The following is a 25,446-nucleotide window of genomic DNA, read 5'->3' on the forward strand; positions in this document are numbered from 1 at the left end:
GCCGGGCTTCGCTCGGCTGCCCCCCTCGCGGAGAAAGCCGGCCTCGTGCGAGCGGGGCCGGCTTTTTCGTGCGCGACCGGGCAAGGAAGTTTATCTCGGGAGATGACGCTCCCATTGCCCGCCCCTCGATCTTGCGAAGGCCGCCGTCTCCCGAACCAGTGCGGAAGAGCGGCGATCTCTCTGCCGTCATGGCACCTGACCGAGCGTCTCCTCGACGAGGCGAGGGTTCTTGTCGAGGAGAGCCAGGAGTACGCGCGCCGGCCCCTGAGGCTGGCGACGTTGATGCTCCCATTGCCTGAGAGTTGCGACGGGCACGCCTATGCTCGCGGCGAAGGCTGGCTGTGCCTTGCCGGTCCGCCTGCGGATCCCGGCGACATCGACGGTCTCGGGAACATGGACGACGAGACCGGCCGGCATCCCTCCCAGCGCGTGTTCCTCGGCTTCCCGCAGAGCGGAAAGGGTTCGTTCGAAAATATCCCTGCCCATGGTCGACCTTGCTCCTGTGAGAGGGCGATGCCCTGGTTGCCGTATGGATGCGCGTCACCTTCCACGCTTCTGCCAATGCGCCTTGATGGAAAGCGTTAGCCGAGCCAGTTGCTGGACTTCCGCCGGCGAGAAGGTCTCCCGGTCCGCCTTGCTCAGAACCGCCAGGAGGTAGACCGGTGCATCGGGCCCGACATAAGCAGCGAGAACGCGATAGCCGCCGCTCTTGCCCTTGCCCCGCCCGGCGACGCGCACCTTACGGATACCACCCGAGCCGACGATGAGATCACCCGCCTCCGGGTTCGCGGCGAGCATGTCCTTGAGGGCCGTCCGAGTTGCGGCCGGCATGCGCTCGGCATCCGCATCCCTGACGAACTCGGAGGTTTCCGCGACCGTATGCAGGGGCGAGGGCATTCCGATCGTCTAAGCCAACACCGCCCATACGTCAACGACGTACGCCACCGACCTCCATGAGCGATCCGGCCCGGCAGTCGGCGGCTCTGAAGGGAAGGAGGGAGGGACGGACGCCCCCCGTTGTACTCTTAAGCAAATCCGGCGATCATGCTCCGTAACGGCTGCCCATCTGAGAGCGGCCGAAGGTTGGAGGACACCCATGGCTTCGCTCTATTACGACGAGCATCGCGCGCTTCAGGAAGAGTACAACACCGTCAAGCTCGCCGAGCGTCTCGACACCGGCTGGGTGCATGACGAGATCGGCCCCGACGAGGCCGCCTTCATCGGCAGCCGCGACATGTTCTTCCTGTCCACGGTCGATCCCGACGGCATGCCCACCGTCTCCTACAAGGGCGGCAGCACCGGCTTCGTGAAGGTGCTCGACGCCAACACGCTGGTCTTCCCCGGCCTCGACGGGAACGGCATGTGGTACTCGATGGGCAACATCGAGGGTCAGTCCAAGGTCGGGCTGCTGTTCATCGATTTCGAGACCCCGCACCGTGTCCGCGTCCAGGGACACGCCCGGATGCTGCGCGACGATCCGCTGATGGCCGAATACACCGAGGCCAAGTACCTCGTGAAGATCGAGGTGACGAAGGCCTGGGTCAATTGCCCGCGCTACATCCACAAGTACCAGAAGGTGTCGCAGAACAAATACGTGCCGCGCCCCGACAAGGAGACGCCGCTCGCCCTGTGGAAGCGCCTCGACATGGTCGGTGACGTGATCTCGGACGAGGACAAGGCGCGGGTCGAGAAGGAAGGCCAGCTCGCCCTGCCGGAATACGAGGCACGTGTGGCGCGCGGCGAGAGCTGAAACCCGGCCGCGCACCGTCCCGGCCATCGCATCCGGGTCGGTGCGCTCAGCAGGTTCGCGTCGGTGAGCCAACGCTTCACCTCGCTTAGGCCCTTGAAGTATCGCAGGTTCTGGGACGCAAAACCGGTGAGCACTTTTGCGAGCCTGCTTAGTCCGCCCGGCGGGCGACGATGAAGACCCGCGGGAACGCGAGCAGGCGTCCCCCGTTGCTGCGCGGCGGATAAGCCGCATCGATCGCCGTCGTGTAGGCGGCGAGGAACCCGGCCGTATCCTCGGGGTCCAGCGGGTCGAGGAAGGGCCGGAGCCCGGTCGCCCTGACCCATTCGACGATGGCGGCGGCATCCGTCATCGGGTGATGATAGGCGGTACGCCAGACATCGACCTCGGCCGCGAGGGGCGCCAGGAGGTCGTAATAGCCGGCCGGCTCCAGCATCCGCCCGAGCCGCCCGGCCACGGCCGGATCGCCGATGGCCCAGGGACCGGCACCCGCCACCTCGCGCATCAACCGGTGCGAGGGCTCGGCGAGATTGTCGGGCATCTGCACGGCGAGCACCCCGCCGGGTGCCAGGAGGCCGAGGAGCCGGGGCAGGAGCACCGGGTGGTCGGGCAGCCATTGCAGCACGGCGTTGGCGTAGATCAGGTCCGGCGCCTGCTCGGGGATCCAGGTCGCCGCATCGGCCCTCGCGAAGGCGAGGCCGGGCAGGCGGCTCCTCGCACGCTCCAGCATCGCCGGCGAGGTGTCGAGGCCGATCACCTCCGCTTCGGGAAAGCGTGCAGTGATGAGCGCGGTGGAATTGCCGGGGCCGCATCCGAGATCGTAGACGAGGCGCGGGGCTTCGAGAGGCACACGGGCCAGGAGCTCGGCCGCCGGACGGGTACGCTCGTCCTCGAAGCGGGTATAGAGGGCTGGGTTCCAATCGGCCATCGTGCTCACCCTTCCGCTCCGTCGTCGTCAGCAGCCGAGCTGGTCGGCCAGATCCGTGAGGTCACGGGCTGCATAAGTAACCGGAACATTGGGCGCCGTTTCGCCACCGCCCGGCCCGTGCTCGCGCGGGCGGGCGATATGGGCGGTGGACAGGCCGTGGCTCGCCGCTGCCGCGAGGTCGCCCGAATGGGCGGCGACCATCAAGGTCTCCGCCGGAGCGAAGCCGAAGGCCGCCACCGCATCGTGATAGAGGGCGGGTTTCGGCTTGTAATCGCGGGAATGGCCGGCACCCAGGATCGCGTCGAAGATCAGCCCATTGCGGCGGGCGAGGTCGGCCATCAGCCGGATATGACCGTTCGAGTTTGGCGCCAGGAGGTGGCGCGTCCGAAGGCGCCGCAGAGCGTGCGGTACGTCGGGCCAAGCGTCGAGCCGGTGCCAGGCCTGGACCAGTTCCCGCCGTGTGGCATCCGGCGCGCCGACGATGCCGAACTCCGCCAGAACGAGGGGCAGGGACTCCGCATGGAGGATATCGAGGTCCACGAAGGGCCGGGCCCCAGAACGCACGGTCTCCATCGAAGGCCCGTAGTGCCGGCGCCACGCATCCGCGAAAGCGTCGGCATCGAGGGTGGGCGCCTCCGCGCCGAGGAGGCGTGCGGCCTCGCGGGCCACTCCCGAGCGCCAGTCGACGAGCGTCCCGAAGACGTCGAAGACGAGCGCCCGGATCATTACTGGACGGTCCGCAACCGCGGACCGCGCCGGACGAAACCGACGATGTCCTTCACTGCATCCAGCGTCGGGGCCGCGATGGCCTCGGCGCGCTCGGAGCCATCGGCGAGGACGGAGTCGATATAGTCGGTGTCGGCCACGAGACGCTTCATCTCGGAGGCGATGGGCGCGAGGGTTTCCACCGCGAGCTCCACCAGCGCCCCCTTGAAGGCAGAGAACTGGGCACCGCCGTAATCGGCCAGCACCTCGTCGCGGGTGACGCCCTTCAGCGCCGCGAAGATGCCCACGAGGTTGTCGGCTTCGGGCCGTGCGGCCAGACCGGCCGTCTCGGAGGGGAGGGGCTCAGGATCGGTCTTGGCCTTGCGCACCTTGTTGGCGATGGTATCCGCCTCGTCGGTGAGGTTGATGCGCGAATTGTCGGAGGGGTCCGACTTCGACATCTTCTTGGTGCCGTCCCGCAGGGACATGACGCGGGCGGCCGGGCCGCCGATCAGCGGCTCGGTGATCGGGAAGAAGCCCTCGCCCGCATCGTGCCCATGGGCGGAGATCGACTCCGAGAAGTCGTTGTTGAACTTCTGGGCGATATCGCGGGTCAGTTCGAGATGCTGCTTCTGGTCCTCGCCCACCGGCACGTGGGTGGCGCGGTAGGCCAAAATATCGGCCGCCATCAGCACGGGATAGGCGTAGAGCCCGATCGAGGCGTTCTCCCGGTCCTTGCCGGCCTTGTCCTTGAACTGGGTCATGCGGTTCAGCCAGCCGAGGCGGGCGACGCAGTTGAAGATCCAGGCGAGCTCGGCATGGGCCGGCACCTGGCTCTGGTTGAAGACGATGCTGCGCTTCGGGTCGATGCCGGCGGCGAGGAAGGCGGCCGTGACTTCGCGGATCTGGCCCTTCAGGGCGGCCGGGTCCTGCCACAGGGTGATCGCGTGCATGTCGACGACGCAGTAGAGGCACTGCGCGTCGCGCTCCTGCATCTCCACGAAGCGCTTGATCGCGCCGAGGTAATTGCCGAGATGCAGGTTGCCCGTGGGCTGGACGCCCGAGAACACGAGCTCTGTGAACGCGGTCATCGCGCGTGGTTCCTATGGCGTGATGGCGAGGGAGAAGCCGACGCTCGGGTCAGGGCACCGACGTTTGCGTTCTGAACGGCTCACCATGGGTGGTCAAGGTGCACAGCTTGACGGCATACGCCGCATCGAACCCGAAAAAGATCGAATTTTCGTACGCAATTTGGTACCGAGACGAGATCGCCTCTGCCGTTCCAGGGAGGCGGCAGGCGGTGGAGTCGCGAATGGAAGCTCAGCTGCAGAGTGTCATGGCCGATGTGGCGGTGAGTGTGTCGGAGCTGAAGAAGAGCCCGACATCGGTGATGAACCGCGCCGACGGAGCACCGGTGGCGATCCTGAACCACAACCGCGTCATGGGCTACATGGTCCCGCCGGAGACCTTCGAGGCCATGATGGACGCCATTGACGACGACGTGCTGGCGTCGATCGTGAAAGCCCGCTCCGGGGAAGTGCCCGTGCGGGTCACCCTGGATGCCCTTTGAACTCCAGTTTCTGCCTTCCGCGCTCAAGGAGTGGCACAAGCTCGGCGAGACGCTCCGGGGGCAGTTCAAGAAGAAGCTGGCGGAGCGTCTGCTGAACCCGAGGGTCGAAGCGGACAAGCTGCGCGATGCCGACCTGAAGGATTGCTACAAGATCAAGCTGAGGTCCGCAGGCTATCGCCTGGTCTACCGTGTCGATGACACGACGGTCACCGTGACGGTGGTGGCGGTCGGCAAGCGGGAGCGAAGTGCCGTATACGGAGCCGCCAAGCGGTAGCGCCGCCGCTACCGCCTAACCCCGCTGCCGCGCCTGCCCGGTCGGGCAGATGTCCAGCAGCACGCATCTCCCGCACGCCGGATTGCGGTGATGGCACACGGCCTGGCCATGGAGCATCAGGATCTCGTGGTTGTCGTAGAGATCCTGCGCGCTCCAATCCGCCGGAAGCTGCGCCCGCAGGATCGGATGCGAGGGGCCGACATCGACCTTCGCGCCGATGAGGCCGGTGCGTTGCGCCACTCGGTGGTGGTGGCTGTCCACCGGCAGGGCCGGCATCCGCAACAGGCTGAACGAGAGCACCGCCGCGCTGGTTTTCGGGCCGACGCCCGGAATCGCCTCGAGCCACGAGCGCGCCGCATCGACCTCCATCTCCTTCAGGAAATCGAGCGAAAGGGAGCCGTGGCGCTCGGCCACCGCCGCCAGGATGGCACGGATGCGGGGAGCCTTCAGTTCCGGCCATGTCACGCCGGAGATGGTGGCCTCGATCTCCTCCACGGGCGCGCTCACGAGGTCGGCCCAATCCGGGTAGCGTGCCCGCAACGCCTTGAAGGCGCGACCGGAATCGGCATTCCGGGTGCGGTGCGACAGGAGCGAGGAGACGAGTTCGCTCAAGGGATCGAGGCTGTGGAAATACGGAATCGGGCAGCCGTAGACGGGGCAGAGCCGGCGATGGATCTCGAGCGCCTTGTCCGTCAGGCTCGCATCCGCGAGGGGAACGGAGCGTCTGGTCTGCCGGGGGCGGGGGCCGGCGAGGTCGTGCCCGGATGCGATGGACATGACAACGGAATCCGCGCCGAGTCCCGCCGGTTCCGATCCGGCGCGAGAGGAAGTGCCGCAGGGCAGCAGTATCGTGCAATAGACTGACAGTTGCGCCAAGGTGAAAGCCCGAACCTTGCGCCCCGGCGAAGGTCATGCGAGGCTCTGTCCGTCAGCGAATGACGAAGCGGGAGAGCCCAGGCCGGTACCAACCGGTCATGGCGCCGACGGAGCAACCACCCCCGGAAACTCTCAGGCACAATCACCGCTTCGTTTTGACAATCTGGAGAGAGGCGCCTTCGCGGGCGTCCACCGAAGGAGAAATCCCGGTCCCTCGCGGGGCGGGAGAAGCTCTCAGGTAACCGTGACAGATGGGGGTAGCCGGATCGCTCGATCGAGCATCCGGAGCCGATCTGTCATGGGGTGACCAGATGCCGCTCGACGCTTCCAGCACACCGCTTCACGCGCTCCATCTGCGCCACGGCGCCCGCATGGTGCCCTTCGCGGGTTATGCGCTGCCGCTCCATTATCCGGCCGGCCTGATCGCCGAACACCTGCACACCCGCAAGGCGGCCGGTCTGTTCGACGTGTCGCATATGGGCCAGATCCAGCTGAAGCCAGGTCCGGGCGGCATGGCGGAGCTCGCGCGCGCCCTCGAAACCCTCCTGCCGATCGACGTGCTGGGGCTGGCGCCCGGCCGGCAGCGCTACGGTTTCCTCACCGGTGACACCGGCGGCATCCTCGACGACCTCATGGTCGCGCGCCTCGACGACAGCCTGGTCGTGGTGGTCAACGCAGCCAACAAGATGGCGGACGAGGCCCATCTTCGCGCTCATCTGGACGGCCTGTGCGAGATCACGGTGCTGCCCCGGGCGCTCCTCGCCCTCCAGGGGCCGATGGCCGAAAGCGCCCTGGCACGGCTCGCCCCGGAGGCCGCCGCCATGCGCTTCCTCGATGTGAAGTGGGTGGAGCTCCTCGGCGCGTCCGCCCTCGTCAGCCGCTCCGGCTATACCGGGGAGGACGGGTTCGAGATCTCCCTTCCCGAGGATGCCGCGGATGCGGTCGCCGAGGCGTTGCTGCAGGACAGGGACGTGGAGCCCGTCGGCCTCGGCGCACGCGATTCCCTGCGGCTGGAAGCCGGCCTGTGTCTGCACGGAGCCGATATCGATGCCGGGACGAGCCCGGTCGAGGCCGGTCTGACCTGGGCGATCCAGCCGGTCCGCCGCGAGGGCGGCGCGCGCGCGGGTGGCTTTCCGGGCGCTGAGCGCATCCTCCGCGAGATCGGTGACGGTCCCGCGTCGCGACGCGTCGGCCTGCTGCCGGAGGGCCCGACCCCGGTGCGGGGAGGGGCCGCGCTCGTCGCAGAGGAAGCCGGCGAGGCCATCGGCCGGGTCACCTCCGGCGGCTTCAGCCCCAGCCGCAAGGCGCCCATCGCCATGGGCTACGTCCCCGCCGCCCTGTCGACGCCCGGCACCCGCCTCTTCGCGGAAGTGCGCGGCCGGCGCCTGCCGGTCTCGGTCGTGGCGCTTCCCTTCGTGCCGGCGCGCTTCAAGCGCAGCTGAATCCCGGCCCCCGGCCGACTTCCCCCACACCACCTCTTCACGGAGCGCATCATGCTGAAATTCACGGACGAGCACGAGTGGCTGGCCATCGAGGGCGATGTCGCCACCATCGGCATCACCACCCATGCGGCAGAGCAGCTCGGAGACCTCGTCTTCGTCGAACTCCCCAAGGTCGGCGCCAAGCTCGTCAAGGGCGAGGCCGCGGCGGTGGTGGAATCGGTGAAGGCCGCGTCCGATGTGTTCGCCCCGGTCTCGGGTGAGGTGACCGAAATCAACGAGGCCGCCGTGTCGGACCCGGCCAGCATCGGCACCGACCCGCAGGGCGCGGGCTGGCTCTATCGCCTCCGCCTCGACGACGTCGCCTCCCTCGACGGATTGATGGACGAGGCCGCCTACGCCGAGTTCGCGAAGTAGCGCCCAATCCACCCTCCCCCCGCAGACCTCGGGCCTGCCCGAGATCTGTTCCTGAGTGCCCAAATGGGGCCAAGCCCAATTTGGGTGGGGGAGGGTGCCTGCGGAGCAGGCGGGAGAGAGGGCGACCTCTCCGGACAACGCGCTCCCCTCTCCCGACCCGCATTCGCGGGCCACCCTCTCCCGCAGAGGGCAGAGGGACGCGCACAGCCGTCAATTGCACCTCCGAGGCCCATCATGCCAAACGATCGCTACGATCCCTACGATTTCGCCAATCGCCGCCATATCGGTCCGACCACCGCCGAAATCGCGGCGATGCTGGCCGTGATCGGCTCCGAGAGCCTGCACGGCCTCGTGGACGAGACCTTGCCGGCTGACATCCGCCAGGAAGAGCGCATCGATTTCGGCACGTCGCTCACCGAGCGCCGGGTGCTCGAACATATGCGCGGCATCGCCGATAAGAACCGGCTTCTCGTCTCGCTCATCGGCCAGGGCTACCACGGCACCACGATGCCGCCGGTGATCCAGCGCAACATCTTCGAGAACCCGGCTTGGTACACCGCCTATTCGCCCTACCAGCCCGAGATCAGCCAGGGCCGGCTCGAGGCGCTGCTGAACTTCCAGACCCTGGTCTGCGACCTCACCGGCCTCGACATCGCCAATGCCTCGCTCCTCGACGAGGCCACGGCGGCGGCGGAAGCCATGGGCATGGCCTCGCGTATCGCCCGCAACGGCAAGACCGCCTTCTTCGTCGACGGCGAATGCCTGCCCCAGACCATCGCCGTCCTGAAGACCCGTGCCGCGCCGCTGGGCTGGACCATCGTCGTCGGCGACCCGTCGACCGATCTCGACCCCACGGAGGTCTTCGGCGCGGTCTTCCAATATCCCGGCGTCTGCGGCGCCATCCACGATTTTTCGGAGATCATCGCCCGCCTGCACGAGGCCGGCGCGGTCGCGGTGATGGCCGCGGATCCCCTGGCCCTCACCCTGCTGAAGCCCCCCGGCGAAATGGGCGCCGACATCGCCATCGGCTCGATGCAGCGCTACGGCGTACCCATGGGCTATGGCGGCCCGCACGCGGCCTATCTCTCCACCCGCGAGGCGCATAAGCGCACCTTGCCGGGCCGGCTCGTGGGCGTCTCCGTCGATGCGCGGGGGAACCGGGCCTATCGCCTCGCCCTGCAGACCCGCGAGCAGCATATCCGTCGTGAGAAGGCGACGTCGAACATCTGCACCGCACAGGTGCTGCTGGCGGTCATCGCCGGCATGTACGCGGTGTTCCACGGGCCGCGCGGATTGAAGGCCATCGCCGCCCGGGTCCACCGCGACGCGGTGCGCCTCGCCGAAGGGCTTGAGAGTCTCGGCTTCACCGTCGAGCCGAAGGGCTTCTTTGACACGATCACCGTCGAGGTCGGCGCCTTCCAGGGGTTGATCCTGCAGAACGCGGTGAAGAACGGCATCAACCTACGGAAAGTGGGCTCGGACCGTATCGGCATCACCGTCGACGAGCGTACCCGGCCCGACATCGTCCAGGCGGTATGGCGCGCCTTCGGCGGCGAAGGTCTGAGCTATGACGAGGCTTGGCCGGCGCAGCGTCTCCCCGAGGCGAATCTCCGCACCTCCGTCTATCTCACCCACCCGATCTTCCACATGAACCGGGCCGAGAGCGAGATGACGCGTTACATGCGTCGCCTCGCCGACCGCGACCTGGCGCTGGACCGCGCGATGATCCCGCTCGGCTCGTGCACGATGAAGCTCAACGCCACCGCCGAGATGCTGCCGATCTCCTGGCCGGAATTCTCGGAGATCCACCCCTTCGTGCCGGCGGATCAGGCCGAGGGATACCAGGAACTCCTGCGCGACTTCTCCGACAAGCTCTGCGCGATCACCGGCTACGACGCGATCTCGATGCAGCCGAATTCCGGCGCGCAGGGGGAATATGCCGGCTTGCTCGCTATCCGGGCCTACCACCTCTCGCGCGGGGAGGGGCACCGCAAGGTCTGCCTGATCCCGTCCTCGGCGCACGGCACCAACCCGGCCTCGGCGCAGATGTGCGGCATGAGCGTCGTCGTGGTCGGCGCCGACCAGCACGGCAACATCGACGTGGAGGACTTTTCGCGGAAGGCCGAGTTGCACGGCGAAAACCTCGCGGCCTGCATGATCACCTATCCGTCGACGCATGGGGTGTTCGAGGTGCGGGTCCGAGAGATCTGCGACATCGTCCATGCCCATGGCGGCCAGGTCTATCTCGACGGGGCCAACCTCAATGCCATGGTGGGCCTTGCGCGCCCCGGCGATATCGGCGCCGATGTCAGCCACCTCAACCTGCACAAGACCTTCTGCATCCCCCATGGCGGCGGCGGCCCCGGCATGGGTCCCATCGGCGTCAAGGCGCATCTCATCCCGTTCCTGCCCTCCGATCCGCGTACGGCCGAGGAAGGGGCCGTCTCGGCGGCGCCCTACGGCTCGGCCTCGATCCTGCCGATCTCGTGGAGCTACTGCCTGCTGATGGGCGGGCGCGGCCTCACCCAGGCCACCCGCGTGGCCATCCTCAACGCCAATTACATCGCGAGCCGCCTGAAGGGCGCCTATCCGGTGCTCTATGCCGGGGCACAGGGCCGGGTGGCGCATGAATGCATCATCGACGTGCGGCCGTTCCAGAAATCGGCCGGGATCGGCGTCGAGGACATCGCCAAGCGGCTGATCGATTGCGGCTTCCACCCGCCGACCATGAGCTGGCCGGTGGCCGGCACCCTGATGATCGAACCCACGGAATCCGAGACCAAGGGCGAGATCGACCGATTCTGCGATGCGATGCTGGCGATCCGCGAGGAGATCCGCGCCATCGAGGAAGGCCGGATGGACAAGGTCGACAACCCGCTGAAACACGCGCCGCACACGGTGGCGGACCTGATCGGCCCGTGGGAGCGGCCCTATTCCCGCGAGGCGGCGTGTTTCCCCTCGGGAAGTCTCGGCATGGACAAGTACTGGCCGCCGATCAACCGCGTCGACAACGCCTACGGCGACCGCAACCTCGTCTGCTCCTGCCCGCCGGTGGATGCCTATAGCGAGGCGGCCGAATAGGGCGGGTTTTCCGCCTCCTCGCCTACTGGTTCCACACCTCTCCTCCTACGGGCAGAGCGCGTCCCTCTCCCCCTTGTGGCAGGGCGATCGCATATGACACCACGCCGTCATTCCGGGTCGCCACAGGCGAGCCCGGACCCGGAGGGCCGCGCCAGAGGCGTGCAATCCAGAGCCGCCGACAGTGTAAAGTCCTGCACCACTTGTGTTTCTGGATCCCGGGCTCCGCTGCGCGGACCCGGGATGACGGGGTGGTGCCAGCGGGTTTCTGACAGGCGAATCGGCATATGCGATCGCCCTGCCTTCCAGGAGAGGTTAGGAGTGGGGGTGGCTCCGCCAGCCTCGGCGGTATGAGGGTCGCCCAACCACCCCCACCTCCAACTCCTCCCCACAAGCTCGACGGATCTCAGGCAGGCCCGAGATCCGCTGGGGAGGAGGGCCGCTTCCCTCCGTGTAGGATGGCGGTCTCCCGAGGCGCGCAACCGCCGGCCCGAGACGATCCGCCATGCCCGACACCCGCTACACTTTCCTCGACACGCCCATCGGCGCGCTGCTTCTCGCGGGAGCGGACGAGTGCCTGCGCTGCATCGGCTTTCCCACCGGCAAGGGCGCGGTGACACCCCGGGCCGACTGGCACCAGGACGACGCGGCCTTCGCCGAAGCCCGGCGGCAATTGAGTGCCTATTTCGAAGGCCGGCTGACCCGGTTCGACCTCGAACTCGACCCGCGCGGCACGCCGTTCCAGAGGCAAGTCTGGACCGCGCTCATGGACATCCCGCCGGGCGAGACGATCAGCTACGGCGAGTTGGCCAGGCGAATCGGCCGTCCGAGCGCCAGCCGGGCGGTGGGGGCCGCCAACGGCGCCAACCCGCTCCCCATCGTCGTTCCCTGCCACCGGGTCATCGGCGCGGCGGGCAGCCTCACGGGGTTCGCCGGCGGCCTCGATACGAAACGATGGCTGCTCGCGCTTGAGCGCGGGGCGACCTCCAGGGTCTCGGCGCAGCTCAGCCTGCTCTGAACCCGGCGCGATGCTTTCGATCTGGGGATGTCGCTATTCTCCACATCCCCACCGCGACGACAAGCAGGCCCGTCCGCAGACACGCCCTGCGTGTTTCGAATTTTGGCGCATCCCGTTCCTGACGTATCCGCCTCTCCAGCGGCCCAACGACGGGGCCGAGCCGGAGGGATGAATGGCGGGACCGGACAATCGTCTGAGCGGGCTCGGCAAGGACGCGATGCGCCTGCTGCGTCCGATCTGGCCGCTCGTGGCCGTGTCCTCGGCGATCGGGGCGCTGAGCGGCCTCGCCACGGCGACGGTTCTGGCCAAGGTCAACACGGCCATCCATGCGGATGGCGGTCTTTCCGAGACTTTCATTCCCGTCTTCCTCGGCCTCGTCCTTCTCGGCGTGGGCGGGTCCCTTCTCTCCGGGCTCGGCAGCGCCCTGGCGAGCGGACGCATCAGCGCCGGCCTCAGCCGCGATCTCGCCGACATGATCCTCACGGCGCCCATCGACCGCATCGAGCAGATCGGCCGCCACAAGGTCCTCGCTTCGCTCAACACGGATGCCGGCACGCTGTCGACGACGGTGGCGATGCTGTCGGGGCTCATCATCCAGAGCGGCGTCACCGCCGGATGCCTCGTCTACATGCTCACCTTGTCAGCCCCGCTCCTCGCCATCACCCTGCTGGTCTTCGGCCTCGGCAGCTATGTCGAGAACATCCTGCGCCGCCGCGCCATGGTCGGCTACCGCACGCGCCGCTCCCTCGCCGACACGATGCAGAAGCATTTCCAGAGCCTGACCGAAGGCAGCCGGGAATTGCGGCTCAACCGGCAGCGCCGGATGCGGTTGAGGGACGGGGCCCTGACCTCCTCCATCGAGGAGCTCCGCCGCAACGAATTCAGGACCCATACGCTCCTCGAATTCTCCTACCTGACGAAGAAGCTGGCCCTGTTCGCCACGATCGCGGCCATCGTGACCTACAAGGCGACTCTGGGGATCGACAACGCCGTCCTCTCCGGCTTCGTCCTCGTGCTGCTCTATATCGAGCTGCCGGTCACCTATATCCTCGCCATCCTGCCCGAGATCGGCAGGGCCCGGATCGCCTACCAGCGCATCGCCGAATTCTCGGCCGGACGCACCGTCTCGGAGCCGAACCTGCTCGCGTCGGTGGAAACACGGACGCCCCGTGCGATCAGTGACATCGAGCTTCGCGGCGTCAGCCACGCTTTCCCGGCCGTCGAGGGCAAGCCGGGCTTCACCCTCGGCCCCATCGACCTCACCGTGCGGCGGGGGGAGATCCTGTTCATCGTCGGCGAGAACGGCTCGGGCAAGACCACCCTGATCAAGCTGATCCTCGGCCTGTATCCGCCACAGACCGGCACCCTGTTCCTCGACGGGGCGCCGGTGACGGACGAGACGCGGGACGCCTACCGCCAGCATTTCTCGGCGGTGTTCTTCGATTACTACCTGTTCGACGATCTCGTCCTGCCCGCCGGGGCGGATCCGGCGGCGGCGGATGCCTATCTCGAGACCCTGGACCTCGCCCACAAGGTGACGATCCGGGACGGGGCCTTCTCCACCGTCGATCTCTCGGCCGGGCAGCGCAAGCGCCTGGCCCTGGTTCAGGCCTATCTCGAAGGGCGGCCGGTCCTCGTCCTCGACGAGTGGGCGGCGGAGCAGGACCCCACCTTCCGCCGCCTGTTCTACACACGGCTCCTGCCGGACCTGAAGCGTGAGGGCCGGACCCTGATCGTCATCAGCCATGACGACCGCTACTTCGATGCGGCCGACCGGGTGATCCACCTGAACAACGGCGCGATCCTGGAAGCTCCCCGAACGGAAGCGACCGCGTGAGCGAGACTCCGCCTATTTCGGCAGGGCGTAGATGTTCACGTCGAGCTTCTCGTCCGACTTGTCGTTCAGGTCGGTGACGTATTCCTCGATGAAGCGGTCCTGGACCACCACGTCCTTGGCGTCGAGATAGGCGGTGAGGGTCTCGTAGGTGCCGTCGATCTCGTCGTAGGAGCCCTTGTGCGGGAAGCGCAGGGCCTTGCCGCTGGGGGTCGTGCCGAAGCGCAGGCCGCCGGTCTCGGCGGGCTTCGGGTCCGGCATGGAGGCGATGGGGATCATCGCCTCGAACTGGAATCCGTCATCGTCGGTCTTGGCGAAGACCGCGATCGGCCGCCCGGTGGGGGTGATCCCGTCCTTGGCCAGCGCCTCCTCGATCTTCACGAAGGCGGCCTTCAGGGCCGGCACCGCCTCCTCCCAACTCGCCCGCCCCGCCAGGATCGCGGCGGGTTTGGGAGGCAGGGAGACCTCGTCCACGTCGTTGGCGTCGCCGGGGGTCTCCACCAGGGTCGGGCGCGACGGTCCCGGCGTGAGGACCGGGGCGGCGGGGAGCGCCTGGGTCGGCACCGGACGCGACGGCGCGTCGGGATTGACCGGATCGGGCGCCGTCGTGGTCGGCAGGGGAGAGGAGGTCGCGGGCGAGGACGGCTGCTGCGCGAGCGCGGAGGAGACGGCCAAAGCGGCGGCGAGGCTGACGAGCGGCAATAGACGATGACGGGTCAAGGCAACGCTCCGGAGATCGCACGCCGCGACGAATCGTACGGCTGAATCGCGAAGCCTTAAAATAGGGAGGAAGCCGCCCGCCTGCGAGACGCCAACCCGCCCCGAACGCAGGAACGTGACGGGCGCGTCCCTTGTGCAACGCTCCCCCGAGCGGACCCCGCGTGCGCGGCCCGGCGCTTTGTCCTATATGCGGGGGCCTCGCACGCGGGATGCCCCGTTCAGACAACGAAACCGAAGACGATCATGACGAGGCTCGAGAACCGTCGGTTCCTGAAGATGCACGGGGCGGGCAACGCCATCGTGGTGCTGGACCTGCGCGGCACGGAGCTGGTCGTGCGTGCCGAGGAGGCCCGCGCCATCGCCGGCCACCCGCGCTCCGGCTTCGATCAGCTCATGGTCATCCACGATCCGCGCAGCCCCGGCACGGACGGCTTCATGCGGATCTACAATACCGACGGGTCGGAATCCGGCGCCTGCGGCAACGGCACCCGCTGCGTCGCCTACGCCATGCTGGACGACCCGGCCATGGCGCGCCCGGCTGAGAACGGCCGCCTCACCCTGGAGACCAAGGCGGGGCTCGTCGAGGTGAAGCGCGTGGCGCACACCTCCTTCACGGTCGATATGGGCCGCCCCCGCCTCAAGTGGGACGAGATCCCGCTGGCCGAGCCGTTCCCCGACACGCGGCGGATCGAGCTCCAGATCGGCCCGATCGACGCGCCCGTGCTGCATTCGCCGGGCGTGGTGAATATGGGCAACCCCCACGCGGTGTTCTTCGTCGAGCGCGATCCCGACGGCTACGATCTCGGCCGCATCGGCCCGATGCTCGAGAACCACCCGATCTTTCCCGAGCGCGCCAACATCTCCGTGGCGCAGGTGACGGGGCCCGACACGATGAAGCTCCGGGTCTGGGAGCGCGGCGCCGGGTTGACGCTCGCCTGCGGCACCGCCGCCTGCGCCACCCTGGTGGCGGCCTCGCGCCTGCGCATGCTCGGGCGCCACGCCACCGCGAGCCTGCCCGGCGGCGACCTCGTCATCGAATGGCGCGCCGACGACCACGTGCTGATGACCGGCCCCGTGGCCCTCGAATGGGAGGATTTCCTGTCCCCCGAACTCTTCACGCGGGTGGACTGAGTGGCGGTGGAGACCCTGACCTTCGGCTGCCGCCTCAACATTGTGGAATCCGAGGTGATGCGCCGCCATGCCGAGGCGGCCGGGACGGGGGCGGACCTCGTCCTCGTCAATACCTGCGCCGTCACGACGGAGGCCGGACGCCAGGCCCGCAAGGCGATCCGCAAGCTCGCCCGCGAGCGGCCGGGGGCCGAGATCGTCGTCACCGGCTGCGGCGCTCAGGTGGAGACGGATGCCTATTCGGCGATGCCGGAAGTGGCGCGCATCGTCGGCAACGACGCCAAGACCAGGGCCGAGACCTGGCTGCCCGCCACGCATGTCAGACCGCGTCTCGAGATCGACGACATCATGGCCGCGCGGGAAGCCGCACCGACGCGGATCGCCTCGGTCGCCGGCCGTACCCGCGCCTTCGTGCCGGTGCAGAACGGCTGCGACCATCGCTGCACCTTCTGCATCATCCCCTTCGGCCGGGGGAATTCCCGCTCCGTCACGCTGGATGACGCGGTCGATCAGGTCCGCCGCATCGTCGACCATGGCGGGCGCGAAGTCGTGCTCACCGGCGTCGACCTCACCGCCTATGGCCGGGATTTGTCGCCGTCATCCAGCCTGGGACGGCTGGTCCAGGCGATCCTGCGCCACGTGCCGGATCTCGCGCGCCTGCGCCTGTCCTCCATCGATTCCATTGAGGCCGACGCGGCTCTCTGGGAGGCGATTGCCGGCGAGAACCGGCTGATGCCGCATTTCCACCTTTCGCTGCAGGCCGGCGACGACTTGATCCTCAAGCGCATGAAGCGCCGGCACGGCCGCGACGATGCGATCCGGTTCTGTGAGGCCGTGCGGCGTCTTCGCCCGAATGCCGTCTTCGGGGCCGACCTCATCGCCGGCTTTCCCACAGAGACCGAGGAGCAGTTCACCCGCTCCCTCGATCTCGTGGCGGAATGCGGGCTGACGCATCTCCACGTGTTTCCCTATTCACCGCGCCCCGGCACGCCGGCCGCGCGCATGCCGCCCGTCGCCGGAGACGTGATCCGCGAGCGCGCCGCCCGTCTCCGGGACGCGGGAGCGGCGGCGTTGACGGCGCATCTCGCGGGGGAGGTCGGCCGGAGGCACCAGGTACTCACCGAGCGTGGCGGAATGGCGCGTACGGAAGGGTTCACGCCGGTCCGGCTGGCGGCGGACACGCCTCCGAGCGAGCTCCGCGACGTGACGATCGCGGGGCACGATGGCCGGGTGCTGATCGGGGCGGAGTGATCCTTTCCCCTCTGCGAGCGAGGAGATCCACCCAACTGCTTTATCAGGCAGAGCGCGTCCCTCTCCCCCTTGTGGGGAGAGGTTAGGAGTGGGGGTGGTTCCGCTTGCCTCCGCAAGCTGAGGGTCACCCAACCACCCCCACCTCCAACTCCTCCCCACAAGGGGGAGGAGGGACTCGCGCCTTACTCGTCGGCCTCGTACCCACACATCTCCATCCGCTCCCGCATGTGCCCCGGCGCAGGCGCCTCGACCACGATCGGCGGCTTCTTGGGGTAGAGCGGCAGGGTCAGCGCGCGGGCGTGGAGCTGGAGCCCCGGCCCGCCCGAGCGCGGGGCGGTACCGTAGATCGGATCGCCGAGGATGGGCCAGCCCATGGCGGCGCAATGGACGCGCAGCTGGTGCGTGCGGCCGGTGACCGGGCTGAGGGCCAGCCAGGCGAGGCTCCGGTCCGGCGAACGGCCGAGGACGAGCCATGTGGTCAGCGAGGGGTCTCCGGCCGGGTCCGTCTTCATCCACCACGAGCGCGGGTCGTCCGAGCGGCGGGCGAGGGGCAGATCGATGCGGCCCTCGTCCTCGGCGGGACCGCCCTCAACGATGGCCCAGTAGGTCTTACCCACCGTGCCGCTCGCGGCGAACAGCTTGTTGAGACGGGCCAGGGCCTTGGCGTGGCGACCGAGCGCCAGGCAGCCCGAGGTGTCGCGGTCGAGCCGATGGGCCGCCTCGGGCCGGCGCGGCAGGCCGAAGCGCAAGGCATCGAGATGGTCGGTCAGCGTCTCGCCGCCCTTGGGGCCGGGATGGACGGGCAGGCCCGCCGGCTTGTCGATGACGAGGACAAGGGCATCGCGGTAGAGGAGGCGCGCGCCTATGTCTGTTATGGGCTGATCCACGGGAACATCGGCTGAAGACATCGCCCTGCGCTACTGATGCGGGGTCGGGGGAGCAAGTGGGAATGAGCGAAGACAAGAGGCCCGGCTGGTTGCTGCGGCGGATGTTCGGGAAGAAGGAGGAGGCCTGGCCGCCCGAGCCGGTGCCGGTCCAGCCGCCGGATCCCAAGCCCGAGCCGAAACCTGAAACGGCCATCGAACCGGCATCGCCTCCCATCGCGTCCCCCGCCTCGGCATCGGAAGGCCAGCCCGACTTCGCCACAGGCGCGGACGACATCTCGGCGATCCCGCTGCCCCCCAGCGAGCCCGCGCCCGCCGACCCGGACAAGAACACGATCCCCGACGAGATCGAGGGGGCGGACCTGCAGCCCATCGCGGGCGCGGATGAGCGCCCGCCGGCCGGTACGGCGGGCGACGATCCGGCACGCGGCGCGGAGCAGGCCGACACCACGACGGTCGCCTTCGCGCCGGAGCCCGCCCCGGTCCCGGCCCCCACGCCCGAGCCGGTCTCCGACCCGGAACCGGTCGCCGAAAAGCGCGGCTGGTGGAGCCGTCTCACGGGGGGCATGAAGCGCACCTCCTCGGCCCTGTCCGAGCGGGTGACCGGCCTCTTCACCAAGCGCAAGCTCGACGCGGACACGCTGGAGGAGCTGGAAGACGCCCTGATCCAGGCCGATTTCGGCATCGACACCGCCATGCGAATCTCGGAGGCCGTGGGCAAGGGCCGCTACGAGAAGGGGATCTCTCCGGACGAGGTCCGGGCCATCCTCGCCGCCGAGGTGGAGCGGGCGCTGACCCCCGTCGCCATTCCCCTCAGCATCGACACGACGAAGAAGCCGTTCGTGATCCTGATGATCGGCGTCAACGGCGCGGGCAAGACCACCACCATCGGCAAGCTCGCCCTGAAGCTGAAGGGGGAGGGGCACAGCCTGATGCTCGCGGCGGGCGACACGTTCCGCGCCGCGGCCATCGAGCAGCTCAAGGTCTGGGGTACGCGCACCGGGGTTCCGGTGGTGGCGGGGGCGCAAGGGGCGGATGCCGCAGGCCTCGCATTCGAGGCCTTCCAGCGGGCCAGGACCGAAGGCACCGACGTGCTCCTGATCGATACGGCCGGCCGGCTCCAGAACAAGACGGGGCTGATGGCGGAGCTGGAGAAGATCCTGCGGGTCATCCGCAAGATCGACGCCGAGGCGCCCCATGCGGTGCTCCTCGTCCTCGATGCCACCGTGGGCCAGAACGCCCTGAGCCAGGTCGAGCTGTTCTCGAAGGCGGCCAACGTCACCGGCCTCGTCATGACCAAGCTCGACGGTACGGCGCGGGGCGGCATCCTCGTGGCGCTCGCCGCGAAGTTCGGCCTGCCGGTGCATTTCATCGGCGTCGGAGAAGGCGTCGAGGATCTCGAACCCTTCGCCGCACGCGACTTCGCGCGGGCCATCGCGGGGTTGGACAAGGACTAAATTCATAGACAGGCGCACCGGAGACCTGCGCGAAAAGCGCTTGCGCTAGGAAAGCCGGGGCGACTGTCCTACATCCGGCGTCCCGCCCGGCGCCGCTCTGCGTCCGGGCGTGCCGAACCACGAGCCGCTCACGATCATGACCCTGCCCATCGAATCCGTGCCGCCGCGCCGCCATCTCGAACCGGTGCCGAAGCTCGCCCTGGAAATGGGGCCGCTGGTGCTGTTCTTCCTGCTGAACTCGTTCGGCACGCGGTTCGGCCTGAGCGAGGACAGCAGCACCTTCCTGGCCATCGGGGTGTTCGTGGTGGCGACGGTGGTGGCCTTGGCCATCCACTTCGCGCTGCTGCGGCGGCTGCCGATCATGCCGCTGGTCTCCGGCATCGTCGTCCTGGTCTTCGGCGGCATGGCGCTGGCGCTGCACGACAAGACCTTCTTCGTGATCAAGCCGACGATCGTGAACGCCCTGTTCGGCGCCATCCTCCTCGGCGGCTTGCTGTTCGGCAAGTCCCTGCTGTCGGTGGTGCTCGACTCGGTCTTCGACCTGACCGAGGAGGGCTGGCGCAAGCTCACCTTCCGCTGGGGATTGTTCTTCTTCGCCCTGGCCGCCATCAACGAGGTGGTCTGGCGGACGCAGACATACGCCTTCTGGGCCAATTTCAAGGTGGTCGGCATCATGCCTCTGACCATCCTGTTCGCCCTGTCGCAGACCCCGCTTCTCATGCGCTACGACCGCAAGGCCGAGGCGAAGCCCGACGTGTAGGGAAAGCCCGTCGCCGGATCAGGGTTTCGCAGTGGCCATCGTCTCCGCCGCGCGGATCTTCTGCAGCACCGCCGCATAGTTCTCCGCCGTGACGATCCCCACGAGCTTGTCGCGGATCACGCCGTCGGGGCCGATGATGAAGGTTTCCGGCACGCCGTAGACGCCGAAATCGATGCCGGTGCGGCCAGTGGAATCCATGCCCACCGCCTGGAACGGGACGCCGCTGCGCGACAGGAAGCGGCGGCCGTTCTCCGGCGCGTCCTTGTAGTCGATGCCGACGAGGTTCACGCCCGGCTCACGCGCCAGCCGCATCAGTTGCGGATGCTCGATCTGGCACGGGGCACACCACGACGCCCAGAAATTGACCACCGTCACGCGGCCCTTGAGGTCGGCGCTGGAAAGACCGGGAACGGCCTGGCCTTCGCCGCCGACGAGGTTGGGCAAGGCCGGCAACGCGAAGGCCGGCACCGGCCGCCCGATCAGCGCCGAGGGAATCGCGGCCGGGTCGGCCCCGGATCGCAGGCGGATGAAGAAGACCAGGGCCAGCGCCGCGAAAATCACCAGCGGCGCGATGACGAGGAGCGATCGGCGCACCGGCGCCGACGAGGATGCGGCGTTCACGAGCGCTCCCCCGCATCGCCCTGAAGGGCCGCGAGCGCGTGTTTCTGCGCCCGATGATCACTCAGCGAGCGCCAGATCAGGGCGCCGATGACGAGGGCAGTGAAGGCGTAGGCGCCGAGAATGAAGCCGGCATGCGGCCCGAGGGAAGCCATCGCTCAGACTCCCCGGATCGCTTGGCCGAGGGGCCGGGCCGGACGCGGATCGGCATCCAGGCGCTCGGCCTCCCGGATGGTGAGCGCCCTGACGCGGCGGCGCAGGATCTCCGTGCGCATGGCGTAGAGATGCAGCGTGATCCCCAGCAGGGTGAAGGCGAGGATCATCTCGAGCAGGGGGTAGAGCATCGAGGGGTCGATGCTGGAGCCGCCCATGCGCATGATCGAGGCCGGCTGATGCAGCGTCGACCACCAGTTCACCGAGAACTTGATGATCGGCAGGTTCACGGCGCCCACCAGCGTCAGGATCGCGATGGCGCGCGCGGCCCGGTTCGGATCCTCGATCGTGCGCCACAGGGCGATGATGCCGCAATAGATCAGGAACAGGATCAGCATCGAGGTCAGGCGCGCGTCCCAGACCCAGTAGGTGCCCCACATCGGCTTGCCCCAGAGCGAGCCGGTGACGAGGCAGATCAGGGTGAAGGCCGCCCCGATCGGCGCCGCGGCGCGCTGCGCCACATCCGCGAGGGGGTGGCGCCAGACCAGGGTGCCGATCGCCGAGATCGCCATCGACCCGTAGAAGAACACGCCGAGCCAGGCCGCCGGCACGTGGATATACATGATCCGCACGGTCTCGCCCTGCTGGTAGTCGGGCGGGACCACGAACCAAGTGAGGTACAGGCCGATTGCGAGCAGCACGGCCGAGAGCCCCGCGAGCCAGGGCATCACGGGGCCGGTCCAGCGCAGGAAGTGACCGGGATGGGCAAGACGTGTCCACATGGTCCGTGGACCTAGCCCAAGGTGCGGTGCAGCATCAATGCGGGCGTTACGCGCAGTCCCAGCCGCATCGATCATTTCTTCGCGCACGTCGTCGCGTTTTGCCCACCGGGCCGGTCGTCCTCGATCTCGCGCGCGAGGAAGACTTCCGCGCGCTGCCAGGATTCGTCGTTGTCGCCGCGAAAGTTGAGTTCCCGCGAGAAGATCGTCGCGCCGCCGCCGGTCTCCACGATACGGGCGAACATCTGCATGATCAGCGTGCTGCTCTTGTGGATCACGCCGACGAAGGCGAGCCCGGCGCCGTTCGCCCGCGCGACGCCGAGGATGCAGGCCGGCTCGTTTCCGGGGCAGGACCGCGCCAGGGCCTCCGCGTCGATACCGGCCACGCGAAAGCAGCCCTTGGTGGAGAGGCGGGCGGAGAGCCCCTGGGCCATCGCCGCGAGGCGGGCGGCATGTTCGGAGGTCTGGTCCTTCGGCTCGCCGGACGTGTCGAGCATCCGGATCGGCAGCATCGCCAGGTTCGGAGCGGGATCGGCGGAACAGGGCAGGGCGCCCAATAGAAGAGCGATCCCGACGCCGAGCGCGACGGTGCGGCTTCGATGTATCGTGCGCATGGCGTGTCCTTGCCCAAGATCGGTAGCGCTCTGCATCGGCGCCTGATCGTCCGACTCTTCGATAGCCGGGCGGGAACACACCTTCTTGCCATCCGGTGCCACCTCGGCGACCTTCTCGTCCGGGGGCGCGACGGGATGCTGATCGGTCTGACCAAGGCACGCTCGATGGGGCCGGTGGCGGACGCGGTTGAGCGCGCCGGCGGTTCGGTGGCCCGCGTGTTCGGCAGGGCCGAAATGCCGATGGCCCTGATCGACGAGCCGGATCGGCTGATCCTGTTGCGAGACCAGTTGCGCATCGTGGAGGAGGCGGCCCGCGAGGTCGGCGACGCGGCTCTGCCGGCCCGGCTGTCACTGGGTGCGGGCGTGCCGAGCCTCGGCCCATACGGGATCCGCGTCTGCGCCTCCGCGACCCTCGGCGAGGCGCTGGCCCTCGGCACCACCCTGATCGTCGATCATTTGCAGACCGCGACCCGGATGGACGTATCGGTGAGGGCGGGCCGCGCCCATGTGACCTACGCCGTCACGGACAAAAGTCCCGTCGGGCGGCAGAAGAACGAAATGCTGGCGCTCGGCTACATCCTCGATGTGCTCCGCCGATTCCTGGGGCCGGGCTTCGTGCCCGACGAGGTCGGTCTCTCGGGAGCGATGCTGCAGGATCGCGGGGCGATCGAGACCGTGCTTGGCTGTGAGCTTCGCCTCGGGCCGGGTGCCGTCGTGAGCTTCGATGCCGACCTCATCGCGACGAGGAACCCGCGACCGGCCAAGGCAGCGGCGGTCCTGGACATGGCCGGGGTTCCGGACCCCAGCGATTTCCTCCTTTGCACGGGGCATCTCCTCCGCCTCGGCCTACTCGACAGGCGCCCCTCCATCGATTGGCTCTGCCGCCGGCTCGGTCTATCGCGGCGTTCGCTTCAGCGCCGGTTCGAGGCGCACGGCACCAGCTACGGCGCCTGCCTCACACAAATCCTGATCAGGGAGGCCAAGCACCTCCTCTCGCGGACGGACCGGCCGATCGGCAGCATCGGCCTCGATCTCGGCTATCCAGACGCCGCACATTTCACCCGCGCCTTCCGTGGCTGGACCGGCCTGCCGCCGACGGAATGGCGCCGTTTGGCGGCCGGATTGGAAACGCGGCCGTCGATGGGGCGTTGAGCCGACGCCATGCTCGACAAAGCTCTCTACTACGCCCTGACCTTCGCGGAATCGGTCCTGTCCGTGGTCGGCATCCGTGCCACCTACGAGCAGCCGCGCTACGAGGTGGTCGAGCAACTGCCCCGCAACGTCGAAATCCGCCGCTACGAACCGCGTGTCGCGGTCGAGACCGACATGGCGGGACCGGGCGATACGGAAGCGTTTCGGCGGCTGTTCCGGTACATCACCGGCGCCAATGGGGGAGACGACCGCATCGCGATGACGGTGCCGGTGGAACAGGGCACCCTGATTGCCATGACCGTGCCGGTGGAGCAGGGCGGCGATCTGCGCGTCATGCGCTTCTTCCTGCCCGCCGCCATCGCGAAGGCCGGACCGCCGGTCCCAACCGACCCGGCGGTCCGCATCGCTCGGCTGCCTGCCGCGACCTTCGCCGCGCTCCGCTTCTCCGGCACACTCGATGCGAGAGCCCGTGAGAAACGCGAGGCGGTTCTCCGGCAAGTCCTGGCGAAGATGGCCCGCGAGACGACGGGTCCGTCGAGCGCCCTGAGCTACGATCCGCCTTTCGCGATCCCTTTCCTGCGGCGCAACGAGATCGTCGTCCCGGTCGCCGAGGGGCGCTGATCATTCCGACCAGCGCAGGGCCGCGGCCGCCGCGAAGGTCCCGATCACCGCCGCGATCAGGCTGAGGGCCGACAGGATCAGCAGGGGCGTGGTGAAGGGCACCGTGCCGCCAGACGCCGCCTCGGTCGCGGAAACGCCGAAGATCAGCGTCGGGATCATCAGCGGCAACACCAGGACGGCGAGGATCAGGCCGCCCCGGCGGATCGACGCGGTGAGCGCGGCGCCGACGGCGCCGATGAAGGTCAGGGCCGGCGTCCCCACCAGCAAAGTCAGGGCGGTGGCGCCCATGGCGGTGCCGTCGAGGGCGACGAGCAGCCCGAAGAGCGGCGAAGCCAGGGCCAACGGCAGGCCGGTGGTGAGCCAATGCGCGACCACCTTGGCGAGCACCACCATCTCCATCGGAGCCGGAGCGCCGGTCATCAGGTCGAGGGAGCCGTCCTCCTCGTCGGCCTGGAACAGGCGGTCGAGGCCGATCAGGGTGGCAAGCACGGCGGCGAGCCAGAGGATGGCCGGACCGATCCGCGAGAGAAGATTGAGGTCGGGCCCGAGCGCGAACGGCACGAGGGCGACGATCATCAGGAAGAAGACCAGCGACAGGGCGCCCGAGCCGCCGACGCGGGCGGCGAGCTGCAGGTCGCGGGCGATGAGAGCGCGCATCACGCCGATCACCACCACACCTCCGAATCGGCAGCATTCCCGCTGGCTGGGGCGGGTGCGGGTTTCAACGCCTCGTCGATGCGCAGTTCGCGGGCATCGTCCAGGCCGAGGGACTGGTGGGTGGCCGCCACGATGAGGCCGCCCTCGGCCCGGTGCCGCGCCATCAATCCGGCGAGCACGGCCTGAGAGGCGGTGTCGAGGGCTGCGGTCGGCTCGTCGAGCAGCCAGAGCGGACGCCGGCAGACGAGAAGCCGGGCGAGGGCGACGCGGCGGCGCTGGCCGGCGGAGAGGTAGGCCACCGGCAACCGCAGGGCATGGCCGAGGCCGAGTTCGTTCAGCGCTTCGGCCGGGCTCGCGGTGGGCGCGCCGAGGAGGTCGCGGGCGAAGGTGAGGTTCTCCTCCGCCGTCAGCGGGCTTTTCAGCCCGTCGCGATGGCCGACCACGTGGAGACATTCGGCCAGCGTCGCCTCGCCCACGTCGGCAACCGCGATGGTGCCGGCATCCGGCTTCAACCGGCCGGCGAGAAGGCTGAGCAGGGTGGATTTTCCCGCCCCGTTGCGCCCCGTCACCATCAAGGCCTCGCCGGGGCCGAGCGCGAAGGACAGACCCGAGAAGATGCGGCGGCCGGAGCGGCGGGCGGCGAGGTTCGTAGCGGTCAGCCGCACGGGGATCCCTGTTGTCGAGGTCGATACCGAATGCCCCCTCCCTTCTGCGGGCTACGGCATCCACGCATTTCGTGAAGAGCGCAGCTCTCCTCCCCCTTGTG

General features: G+C 68.5%; 28 protein-coding genes and 1 riboswitch. Of the genes, 14 read left to right on the forward strand and 14 right to left on the reverse strand.

The window, feature by feature from the left end; genetic code table 11:
- Nucleotides 1–186: 186 nt before the first annotated feature.
- A complete protein-coding gene (locus tag ASF32_RS10375; RefSeq protein ID WP_056427426.1) occupies nt 187–486 on the reverse strand; it encodes a hypothetical protein in 300 nt (99 codons plus the stop codon).
- 54 nt (nt 487–540) lie between these two features.
- On the reverse strand, nt 541–897 hold the full coding sequence (locus tag ASF32_RS10380; RefSeq protein WP_082470252.1) for a type II toxin-antitoxin system RelE/ParE family toxin: 357 nt from the start codon (nt 895–897) through the stop codon (nt 541–543).
- A gap of 199 nt (nt 898–1,096) precedes the next feature.
- Between ASF32_RS10380 and ASF32_RS10385 the strand changes: the two genes are divergently transcribed.
- Nucleotides 1,097–1,750 carry a pyridoxamine 5'-phosphate oxidase family protein gene (locus ASF32_RS10385; protein ID WP_018044186.1) on the forward strand — a complete coding sequence of 218 codons (654 nt, stop codon included), beginning with the start codon at nt 1,097–1,099 and terminating at the stop codon, nt 1,748–1,750.
- A 148-nt stretch (nt 1,751–1,898) separates the two neighbouring features.
- Here ASF32_RS10385 and tam read toward each other — a convergent pair whose 3' ends face one another.
- The 3 genes from tam to trpS are packed head-to-tail and all read right to left on the reverse strand — an operon-like array spanning nt 1,899 to nt 4,471.
- Nucleotides 1,899–2,675 (reverse strand): trans-aconitate 2-methyltransferase, encoded by a 777-nt coding sequence (tam, locus tag ASF32_RS10390; protein ID WP_056427429.1) that lies wholly within the window; start codon nt 2,673–2,675, stop codon nt 1,899–1,901.
- 27 nt (nt 2,676–2,702) lie between these two features.
- Nucleotides 2,703–3,401 (reverse strand): haloacid dehalogenase type II, encoded by a 699-nt coding sequence (locus ASF32_RS10395; RefSeq protein ID WP_056427432.1) that lies wholly within the window; start codon nt 3,399–3,401, stop codon nt 2,703–2,705.
- A complete protein-coding gene (trpS, locus tag ASF32_RS10400) occupies nt 3,401–4,471 on the reverse strand; it encodes a tryptophan--tRNA ligase (RefSeq protein ID WP_056427434.1) in 1,071 nt (356 codons plus the stop codon). Before trpS ends, ASF32_RS10395 begins: the two co-directional genes overlap by 1 nt.
- Nucleotides 4,472–4,704: 233 nt before the next feature.
- Here trpS and ASF32_RS10405 point away from each other — a divergent pair, with 233 nt between their 5' ends.
- Both ASF32_RS10405 and ASF32_RS10410 read left to right on the forward strand, forming a co-directional pair.
- Nucleotides 4,705–4,950 (forward strand): type II toxin-antitoxin system Phd/YefM family antitoxin, encoded by a 246-nt coding sequence (locus tag ASF32_RS10405; RefSeq protein WP_056427704.1) that lies wholly within the window; start codon nt 4,705–4,707, stop codon nt 4,948–4,950.
- On the forward strand, nt 4,940–5,224 hold the full coding sequence (locus ASF32_RS10410; protein ID WP_056427437.1) for a type II toxin-antitoxin system RelE/ParE family toxin: 285 nt from the start codon (nt 4,940–4,942) through the stop codon (nt 5,222–5,224). Before ASF32_RS10405 ends, ASF32_RS10410 begins: the two co-directional genes overlap by 11 nt.
- 15 nt (nt 5,225–5,239) lie before the next feature.
- Here ASF32_RS10410 and ASF32_RS10415 read toward each other — a convergent pair whose 3' ends face one another.
- Nucleotides 5,240–6,001 (reverse strand): Fe-S cluster assembly protein HesB, encoded by a 762-nt coding sequence (locus tag ASF32_RS10415; protein ID WP_056427440.1) that lies wholly within the window; start codon nt 5,999–6,001, stop codon nt 5,240–5,242.
- A gap of 252 nt (nt 6,002–6,253) precedes the next feature.
- Nucleotides 6,254–6,361: riboswitch (glycine riboswitch) on the forward strand.
- 50 nt (nt 6,362–6,411) lie between these two features.
- On the opposite strand from ASF32_RS10415, the gene gcvT reads away from it, so the two are divergent.
- The 5 genes from gcvT to ASF32_RS10440 all read left to right on the forward strand — a co-directional run bounded on the left by gcvT (nt 6,412) and on the right by ASF32_RS10440 (nt 13,889).
- Complete coding sequence (gcvT, locus tag ASF32_RS10420; protein WP_056427443.1) at nt 6,412–7,542, forward strand: glycine cleavage system aminomethyltransferase GcvT; 1,131 nt, start codon at nt 6,412–6,414, stop codon at nt 7,540–7,542.
- 51 nt (nt 7,543–7,593) lie between these two features.
- Nucleotides 7,594–7,956: a glycine cleavage system protein GcvH gene (gene gcvH / locus ASF32_RS10425; protein WP_056159241.1), complete on the forward strand. Its 363-nt coding sequence runs from the start codon at nt 7,594–7,596 to the stop codon at nt 7,954–7,956.
- A 234-nt stretch (nt 7,957–8,190) separates the two neighbouring features.
- Nucleotides 8,191–11,037 (forward strand): aminomethyl-transferring glycine dehydrogenase, encoded by a 2,847-nt coding sequence (gene gcvP / locus ASF32_RS10430; RefSeq protein ID WP_056427446.1) that lies wholly within the window; start codon nt 8,191–8,193, stop codon nt 11,035–11,037.
- Nucleotides 11,038–11,539: 502 nt separating this feature from the next.
- Nucleotides 11,540–12,052: a methylated-DNA--[protein]-cysteine S-methyltransferase gene (locus ASF32_RS10435; protein ID WP_056427449.1), complete on the forward strand. Its 513-nt coding sequence runs from the start codon at nt 11,540–11,542 to the stop codon at nt 12,050–12,052.
- A 172-nt stretch (nt 12,053–12,224) separates the two neighbouring features.
- A complete protein-coding gene (locus ASF32_RS10440; protein ID WP_056427452.1) occupies nt 12,225–13,889 on the forward strand; it encodes a cyclic peptide export ABC transporter in 1,665 nt (554 codons plus the stop codon).
- Between the two features lie 12 nt (nt 13,890–13,901).
- Here ASF32_RS10440 and ASF32_RS10445 read toward each other — a convergent pair whose 3' ends face one another.
- Nucleotides 13,902–14,606, reverse strand: a complete 705-nt coding sequence (locus tag ASF32_RS10445; RefSeq protein WP_056427455.1) for a GyrI-like domain-containing protein — start codon at nt 14,604–14,606, stop codon at nt 13,902–13,904.
- Between the two features lie 243 nt (nt 14,607–14,849).
- Here ASF32_RS10445 and dapF point away from each other — a divergent pair, with 243 nt between their 5' ends.
- Nucleotides 14,850–15,737 carry a diaminopimelate epimerase gene (gene dapF / locus ASF32_RS10450; RefSeq protein ID WP_056427458.1) on the forward strand — a complete coding sequence of 296 codons (888 nt, stop codon included), beginning with the start codon at nt 14,850–14,852 and terminating at the stop codon, nt 15,735–15,737.
- Complete coding sequence (gene mtaB, locus ASF32_RS10455) at nt 15,738–16,985, forward strand: tRNA (N(6)-L-threonylcarbamoyladenosine(37)-C(2))-methylthiotransferase MtaB (protein WP_056427463.1); 1,248 nt, start codon at nt 15,738–15,740, stop codon at nt 16,983–16,985.
- 182 nt (nt 16,986–17,167) lie between these two features.
- On the opposite strand, the gene ASF32_RS10460 is transcribed toward mtaB, so the two are convergent.
- Nucleotides 17,168–17,872, reverse strand: a complete 705-nt coding sequence (locus ASF32_RS10460) for an RluA family pseudouridine synthase (RefSeq protein WP_244478042.1) — start codon at nt 17,870–17,872, stop codon at nt 17,168–17,170.
- 62 nt (nt 17,873–17,934) lie between these two features.
- Here ASF32_RS10460 and ftsY point away from each other — a divergent pair, with 62 nt between their 5' ends.
- The gene (gene ftsY / locus ASF32_RS10465; protein WP_056427469.1) at nt 17,935–19,326 is read left to right on the forward strand and encodes a signal recognition particle-docking protein FtsY; all 1,392 of its coding nucleotides are present in this window, start codon (nt 17,935–17,937) and stop codon (nt 19,324–19,326) included.
- A 142-nt stretch (nt 19,327–19,468) separates the two neighbouring features.
- Nucleotides 19,469–20,086 (forward strand): septation protein A, encoded by a 618-nt coding sequence (locus tag ASF32_RS10470; RefSeq protein WP_056427707.1) that lies wholly within the window; start codon nt 19,469–19,471, stop codon nt 20,084–20,086.
- Nucleotides 20,087–20,104: 18 nt separating this feature from the next.
- Here ASF32_RS10470 and ASF32_RS10475 read toward each other — a convergent pair whose 3' ends face one another.
- The 4 genes from ASF32_RS10475 to ASF32_RS10490 all read right to left on the reverse strand — a co-directional run bounded on the left by ASF32_RS10475 (nt 20,105) and on the right by ASF32_RS10490 (nt 22,250).
- Complete coding sequence (locus ASF32_RS10475; RefSeq protein WP_056427472.1) at nt 20,105–20,707, reverse strand: DsbE family thiol:disulfide interchange protein; 603 nt, start codon at nt 20,705–20,707, stop codon at nt 20,105–20,107.
- Nucleotides 20,704–20,859 carry a heme exporter protein CcmD gene (gene ccmD, locus ASF32_RS10480; protein ID WP_056427475.1) on the reverse strand — a complete coding sequence of 52 codons (156 nt, stop codon included), beginning with the start codon at nt 20,857–20,859 and terminating at the stop codon, nt 20,704–20,706. The genes ASF32_RS10475 and ccmD overlap by 4 nt, the downstream gene beginning before the upstream one ends.
- Before the next feature lie 3 nt (nt 20,860–20,862).
- Nucleotides 20,863–21,639 (reverse strand): heme ABC transporter permease, encoded by a 777-nt coding sequence (locus ASF32_RS10485; RefSeq protein WP_056427478.1) that lies wholly within the window; start codon nt 21,637–21,639, stop codon nt 20,863–20,865.
- A gap of 71 nt (nt 21,640–21,710) precedes the next feature.
- The gene (locus ASF32_RS10490; RefSeq protein ID WP_244478040.1) at nt 21,711–22,250 is read right to left on the reverse strand and encodes a DUF2380 domain-containing protein; all 540 of its coding nucleotides are present in this window, start codon (nt 22,248–22,250) and stop codon (nt 21,711–21,713) included.
- 9 nt (nt 22,251–22,259) lie between these two features.
- On the opposite strand from ASF32_RS10490, the gene ASF32_RS10495 reads away from it, so the two are divergent.
- The gene (locus tag ASF32_RS10495) at nt 22,260–23,402 is read left to right on the forward strand and encodes an AraC family transcriptional regulator (protein ID WP_244483622.1); all 1,143 of its coding nucleotides are present in this window, start codon (nt 22,260–22,262) and stop codon (nt 23,400–23,402) included.
- A 9-nt stretch (nt 23,403–23,411) separates the two neighbouring features.
- On the forward strand, nt 23,412–24,023 hold the full coding sequence (locus tag ASF32_RS10500) for a heme-binding protein (RefSeq protein ID WP_056427481.1): 612 nt from the start codon (nt 23,412–23,414) through the stop codon (nt 24,021–24,023).
- Here ASF32_RS10500 and ccmB read toward each other — a convergent pair whose 3' ends face one another.
- The gene (gene ccmB, locus ASF32_RS10505) at nt 24,024–24,680 is read right to left on the reverse strand and encodes a heme exporter protein CcmB (RefSeq protein ID WP_056427716.1); all 657 of its coding nucleotides are present in this window, start codon (nt 24,678–24,680) and stop codon (nt 24,024–24,026) included.
- Nucleotides 24,681–24,688: 8 nt separating this feature from the next.
- The gene (ccmA, locus tag ASF32_RS10510; protein ID WP_056427485.1) at nt 24,689–25,345 is read right to left on the reverse strand and encodes a heme ABC exporter ATP-binding protein CcmA; all 657 of its coding nucleotides are present in this window, start codon (nt 25,343–25,345) and stop codon (nt 24,689–24,691) included.
- Nucleotides 25,346–25,446: the final 101 nt, after the last annotated feature.

This window comes from Methylobacterium sp. Leaf91 (genome assembly GCF_001422815.1).
GTDB lineage: Bacteria > Pseudomonadota > Alphaproteobacteria > Rhizobiales > Beijerinckiaceae > Methylobacterium.